Annotated in this window: 5 protein-coding genes; 3 read left to right on the forward strand and 2 right to left on the reverse strand. The window is 45.5% G+C overall.

Annotation, left to right across the window (positions count from 1 at the left end; all coding sequences use genetic code 11):
* Window positions 1–195 precede the first annotated feature (195 nt).
* The 3 genes from ACFQ2O_RS18940 (at window position 196) to ACFQ2O_RS18950 (ending at window position 1,814) form a co-directional block, all read left to right on the forward strand.
* On the forward strand, window positions 196–999 hold the full coding sequence (locus tag ACFQ2O_RS18940) for a hypothetical protein (RefSeq protein ID WP_377531661.1): 804 nt from the start codon (window positions 196–198) through the stop codon (window positions 997–999).
* A 140-nt stretch (window positions 1,000–1,139) separates the two neighbouring features.
* Window positions 1,140–1,361: a CDGSH iron-sulfur domain-containing protein gene (locus ACFQ2O_RS18945; protein ID WP_377531663.1), complete on the forward strand. Its 222-nt coding sequence runs from the start codon at window positions 1,140–1,142 to the stop codon at window positions 1,359–1,361.
* A gap of 9 nt (window positions 1,362–1,370) precedes the next feature.
* Window positions 1,371–1,814 (forward strand): putative signal transducing protein, encoded by a 444-nt coding sequence (locus ACFQ2O_RS18950; RefSeq protein ID WP_377531665.1) that lies wholly within the window; start codon window positions 1,371–1,373, stop codon window positions 1,812–1,814.
* Between the two features lie 46 nt (window positions 1,815–1,860).
* On the opposite strand, the gene ACFQ2O_RS18955 is transcribed toward ACFQ2O_RS18950, so the two are convergent.
* Together ACFQ2O_RS18955 and ACFQ2O_RS18960 are read right to left on the reverse strand one after the other, a co-directional pair.
* The gene (locus tag ACFQ2O_RS18955; protein ID WP_377531668.1) at window positions 1,861–3,219 is read right to left on the reverse strand and encodes a RagB/SusD family nutrient uptake outer membrane protein; all 1,359 of its coding nucleotides are present in this window, start codon (window positions 3,217–3,219) and stop codon (window positions 1,861–1,863) included.
* 18 nt (window positions 3,220–3,237) lie between these two features.
* Entirely contained in the window at window positions 3,238–6,204 is a 2,967-nt protein-coding gene (locus ACFQ2O_RS18960) for a SusC/RagA family TonB-linked outer membrane protein (protein ID WP_377531671.1), read from the reverse strand.
* Window positions 6,205–6,290 lie beyond the last annotated feature (86 nt).

The raw sequence follows: 6,290 nt of genomic DNA on the forward strand, positions 1-6,290 counted from the left end.
TAAAAGCATCTAAAACAATTTCAATTAATTAAAAATCAACTGTTTACACACAATATCGATAACAAAATCAGTAACCGCTTCTAATATTCTTTTACAGCAAGTGCAATTTATTTAAAACATACTGCGTTCTCAGGGCAAATTACCGAATAAAGGTTAGACGGTAAGAATTGTTTCATCACATCAACTTTTAGCCCAATGAAACTGAGAAACAAGTTTATACCCGCCGTATTATTTTTTGGCGTGGTAGCACTTAGCTCGTGCGAAAAGCAAGAGCACGAATCAATGGACCCAGTAATGGAGCAGGGAGTAATCTCTCACATTCTGGCCGACTCTGCGGAAGTTACTTCTTACAACTTTGCAGGCAAACAGCTTAGCCAGATCAACCACTACAATGTAGAAACTGGTGATCTGGAGTCTTTCGAAAAGTATGAGCGAGACTCTAAAGGCAAGGTTGTTAAGAGCACGATGCATGGTGCAGGCACTCACGCCTTGCTTTCAGAGCAGGTGTACCACTACAATACCAACAACCGCCTCGTAAAAACAGAAATGTCTTACTACAATGGCAGCAAGGTAGAGTACCAGGGTTTTGCAACGTATGAATATGATGCAAAGAACTATCTGGAAAAGAAAACTGTGTTTGAAGGCACTGACAACGAGAAGGCTGCTGTAAAATCTTACACACTGTACGAGGTGCTTCCGAACGGAAATTATGCGCAGGAAAAGCAGTTTATCATTGATGATAAAAGCGATGCAAAGCTTTTCTCTACCACCACCTACTCGTATGACTCCAGCGTTAATCCATTTCATGAGCTAGCCGAGCCAGGCACAGCCAGTAGCCCGAACAACTTGGTAGCTGCTGTTACAGAAGTGCATAACAGCAAAAAAACATACAAGTATAACTACACTTATACGTATGATGAGCGTGGTTATCCTCTGACACAGGCGGTGGCATCACCAAACGGTAAAAACCAGACATACAAGTACCTTTACAGCAACTAAGCTAGTAGTAGCTACATAAAAACGGCTCCGGAGTATAACTCCGGAGCCGTTTTTTGTTCTACTGTTCTGCCGTCCGCTATTTACCAAGTATAAACATGTTGCCAGAATTGAGTATATTGGATGAAATCACTTGAAATATCATGGCTAAAACAAAAATAACAGTATTGAGCAATGGCTCGCTACGCGTAGACGGAGACTTTGAGGTAGTAGACAAGAACGGCAATAACTATGACCTGGGTGGCCGCACATTGGTATCGTTCTGCCGCTGCGGCCTCTCTAGCAACAAACCTTTCTGCGACGGATCTCATAAAGGTCATTTTGAGCATGAAGCCGAAGCCTTTGATCTTCCTCCTAAAAAATAAATACATTCTATGGCAGAGCGCCTGGTTACCATTGCTACTTTTAATGAGGCTACTGAAGCCCATATTGTAAAAGGCCGGCTTGAGTCGGAGGGCATACTTTGTTTTTTAGGAGATGAGCACATTATCGGTGCACAACCTTTTTACTCTGCTGCAGTAGGTGGCGTTAAGCTGCGGGTAACAGAACAGGACGTAGAAGAGGCCCAGGCTATACTTACGCGCATACGCCAGGGCGACAACCTCTTTGATTATGACACCATAGAAATGGCGCCTCCAATGCAGGAGCATGTGGAGGTACAAACGTGCCCGCATTGTGGGTCTGATAATATCAGCGAAGAAAAGTATAACAAGACGGTTTTCTCCATCAGCTATTTGTTTCTGGGGTTCCCGCTCCCCTTTCTCAGCCGCAAGTATACCTGCTATAACTGCGGCAAAACCTGGAAAGCGAAAAAATAAAAAGGGAGCCTGATTCGGCTCCCTTTTCTATGGCAGGCACTAAGCTTTAGGTATTTTCGGCAAAAGGAATAGGGAAACTTACCCACACATCATCTCCTGCCCTATCAATCGGCAGTTCATTTAAGCGGTTATAACGGCGAAGGTCTACCCAGCGGTGGCCTTCAAAGAACAAGGAGTAGCGGCGCTGGTATAGCATCTCATTTATCAATGCTTCTCTTGTAACTGGGCCAGTATAAGTTTGCAACCCATTTCCTGTGCGAATCACGTTTAACGCTCTCACTGCCTCGCCTAGGTCACCGGTTTGGATATTGGCTTCGGCGTAGATAAGTATAAGTTCTTCGTTTCGGATAATAGAAACGGGGTCTGTTCTGTTGGAGTGCACCACCACATCATATTGGCCAGTAAGCCCGCTCTGTGTAGCGGGTTCGTTACGCCTGGCTACTTTAGATGCTCTGTTGTCGTTTGGGGCTATGTCAGAAACAAAGCTGGGATGTGCTATACGAACCTCCCCTGCCGCATTCTGAGCTGTATAAAGCGGGTTTAACTGATCTCCTGATCCTGTTCCGAAAACATAGTATACGCCCACATCAAAAGGCAAATTCAAGCTAAAGAACGATTCAGGAAGTATGGTTAATGCCTCTGCATAGTTTTCGCGGTAAACAGCCACACGGGCAGCTAAACCACGGTTAAACTTTAAGAAGCCAGCAGGGCTGCTAAATGGCTCCGGGTCATCTGCATCAGTGGTGGTGGCATCATCAAACCCTGCCAACGGAAATGCAAAGCTATCACCTGCCTGTCTTAAATGTGCGGCGCCCTCATTCAATAGCTCGGATATTGCAGCAAGAGCCGTAGCCCGGTCTACAATAGGGCCGATGTTATCAGGATCATCTACGTTAATACGGATACCATTTTCATACATCATTGTCAGGTTCATCAGCAATTGGTGGGCTTTGATAGTTTTAGCAAACCCCAGGTAACCTTGCCGCTGTTCTTCTGAAATTAACTCTGTATTGCCTACAGCCTCTATCAGTATATTGGTGTTCTTCACTACGCGGTAGCGCGACGACCAGGGAGTAGTTGTATAAAACGTATTGTTATCCAGTGTTGCATTTGCTGCACCTAACAGGTCTGAGGTAAAGCGCGGATCAGCACCAGAGAAACGGTAATGCTCTCGCCCAATCACGCCTACGTTATCATAATACGTACCAATGCCGCCACGCATGCCTGACTCTGTACCTGCCACAAGATTGTTTAAGTCATCTACAGTAGCATTCTGCAATACAGATTCAATGGTAGGGTTATTAGGATCAGGAATATCATCCAGCTCACAGGAAGGCAGCACAATAGCTATTGCCAGAAGCGCCAGCAACGGCTTATATTTTAGTTGCTTTATATAGTTGTTCATAACGCTCATACTTAAGAATTAAAACCCGATAGAGAAATGAAAGAAGTAACGCCTCGACGAAGGGAACGGGGTTACATCCACACCTGTTGAAAGTCCATTCCCTCCAAAGTTGGATACTTCAGGGTCATAGCCATTGTAGTCGGTAAAAGTCAGGATATTGTTTGCCGATGCACCAATGCGTATTTGCCGCACAAGACCTCCGAAGGTACTCTTCAGCATGGTGACAGGTAAGCTATAATAAACACCTACTTCGCGCAACCGAAGGTAGGAAGCATCCTGCACAAAAGGCTCTGCAGACACGCCTACTAAATTAACCCGCTCGGCAGCGTTAGAAACACCATCTCCATTGTCATCATCGTCATAGTCAAACGAAGTACCACCAAGGTCTGTCAGCAATTGAGTAAGGTTGATGTTCTGCCCTCCTTTTTTCCAGTGCAGCAGAAAAGAGAACGTAAGGTTCTGCTTGATAGTAAAGAAGTTATGAAAGTTCATTTGAAAGTCAGGAGTTGCATCCCCTAATTTCACGACACCTTCCTCGCCTTTTATGCCTACTATCTGAGTGGCTGATTTACCTTCTTCTATAAAGAAAGTGCCCAATGTGTTACCGAAGGCACCAAGCGGAAAAGCTGGCACATTCAATTCAGTGATTTTTGATTCATTGGTCCAGTAGCTCAGCTTAGAGTCCCATTTGAATCCGGTTGTTTCTATGGGCACTGTGCTTAACGATAGCTCCACGCCCTTGTTCTGGAGTTCACCGGCATTCACTACCTGAGTGGTAAAACCAGAGGCTGGCGGTGTGTTTCTTATCAAAATAAGGTCCGACACTGTTTTGATATAATAAGTGGCTTCGAAGAGCACTCTGTTATTGAAAATACCTATATCAAAGCCTGTTTCAAACTCTTTCTGCCGCTCTTGTTTTATATCCTGGTTGCCTCGCTGGGTGGTAACTAGCAGGCCAGGGCTTCCGCCAATGTTAGAAGCTACAAGAGATGTAAACTTAGCCCCAAACGGAGGGAAACCACCTGCCTCACCGTAGGCAGCACGTAGTTTAACCATGTTAAATTTCTCGTCGCTCCACAGGTTAAAATTAGTCAGGTTCAAGGCTAAAGACACTTTCGGGAAAGCATTAAACTCGTTCACGTCTGAGTTGTTGGACGACTTGTCGAGCCGCAGACCTGCAGTGGCTATGATGCGGTCTCTCCAGTTTACCTCTTCCTGCATAAAGAAGCCTTTGTTACGCACTATTAGCTGTGTCTGCTCTACACTTACTGCACCAGCCTGATCCAGATTATCCTGTGTGCCGATTAGCTGAGTTGCCACGTTAAGCGTCAGGTCCTGGTTAAAGTTTTCTCTTGTGGCCCCGACAGTAGTGGTAAAAAAGAGCGTGTTATCTGCCAGGTTAAGGTTATTTACCAAGAAGGCTGCATAGTTGGTATTCAGGTTGTAGTTATTACCCTGGATAGATGCCCCACCTGTACCGTTTCCGTTTGCCTGAAACTGAAGCAGCCTTGGGAACAAGGCCCTGGTACGCAGGTTGTAAAAGTCCAGACCTGCTCTGATAACAAGTTTAGTGTTACTCTTTTCACTCTCCTGTAGATAAGAATTTAAGGTTAAGCCTCCTAAAAAACGGTCTGTGTTTTCCTCATTCGTCATCAGGTCTCTGGTCTGCAAAAAGTTTGATGCACCAAAAGGATTGTTTGGATACAGGCCTGCCTCGTTCGGGAACAGATCAACAAAACTGGGTGTGGAGGAAAGCGCTACACCAAAAGAAACGCCTTGGTTATCATTATTAGTTAAACCGCGCTTGGCAATAGAGTTGATATAATTTGAGCTAAGGCTAAAATCAAAACGTTTAGAAATGGTATGGTCGAGGTTAAAACGGAGAGATTTTTTCTCATAACCCGTATTCTTAACAATTCCCTCTTCATCCTGTAATAAACCACCGACAAAAAAACGCGTCTTTTCACTACCTCCGCTTACGTTAAGCCGTGTGCTGTACAACATACCCGTGTTACCATACAGCTCATTCTCATAGTCAATCAGGCGGCCAGCGTCTCGTGCAGCTATAAACGCAGGCACAGCGCTGGCACCGAATGAAGCCTCTACACGCTCCTCATTAAGTGTGCGCATCCCCAGCAGGTTAGCAGCCTTAGCAAATCCCACATCCTGCGATAGGTCGATGATGGTGTTACCGGCAGACCCACGTTTAGTAGTAATGATAACAACACCCGCAGAGGCTAAGGAGCCATAAATGGCAGCCGCTGAAGCACCTTTCAGGATCTCGATATTTTCTATGTCATCGGGGTTAAGGTCAGCAATACGGTTAGAGGCGTTATCCTGAGTTGATGTGCTTCCACCACCACTTGCTCCTGTTACAGCATTAAGGCCTGCTGAAATAGAGGAGTTATCCATAATGATACCATCCACCACATAGAGTGGCTGCGAGTTACCGAATATGGATGTGATACCTCTTAGCTTCATAGAGATACCGCCTCCTGGTGCTCCGGAATTAGATATAACGTTAGCCCCTACCAGCTTACCACTTATAGCCGCGTCCATTGTTTGTGGCGTTGTAATGCCGGTAATTTCACGCGTGTTAATTGTTGAGACAGCATTCGCTGCATTCGCCCGCTTCACAGTGGTAGCCAAACCGGTCACTACTACTTCGTTCAGGTTTGTTACGTTTTCCTTAAGCTGCACCTGCAGCACTTTTACTGAGGGGCTTACGTCATAAGTACGCGAGGTGTACCCCAGGAAAGAGAAAGTGAGTTTGCCTGTTGAGGTCGGTAGGGTGATAACATAATTGCCCTCAGCATCGGTGTTCGTACCAATTGTGGTACCGGGCACCACCACACTCACACCGGGCAGCGCCCGGCCGGAGCCAAAATCAGTTACAGTGCCTTGTACTGTTGTTTGCGCAGATAACGCAAAAGGCACCATAAAAAGCAGCAATAGCAGCAGCTTGTTAAGGTAATGTCTTTTCATAGAATAAGGGGGTTAAGGTGAAGAAAGAATTTAAACTATGATGGCATAGTTACCCCTGTGTCTACAGAAGGTAATTTAAGGTATGT

Origin of the sequence: Pontibacter rugosus (assembly GCF_042678745.1) — a bacterium.
GTDB lineage: Bacteria > Bacteroidota > Bacteroidia > Cytophagales > Hymenobacteraceae > Pontibacter > Pontibacter rugosus.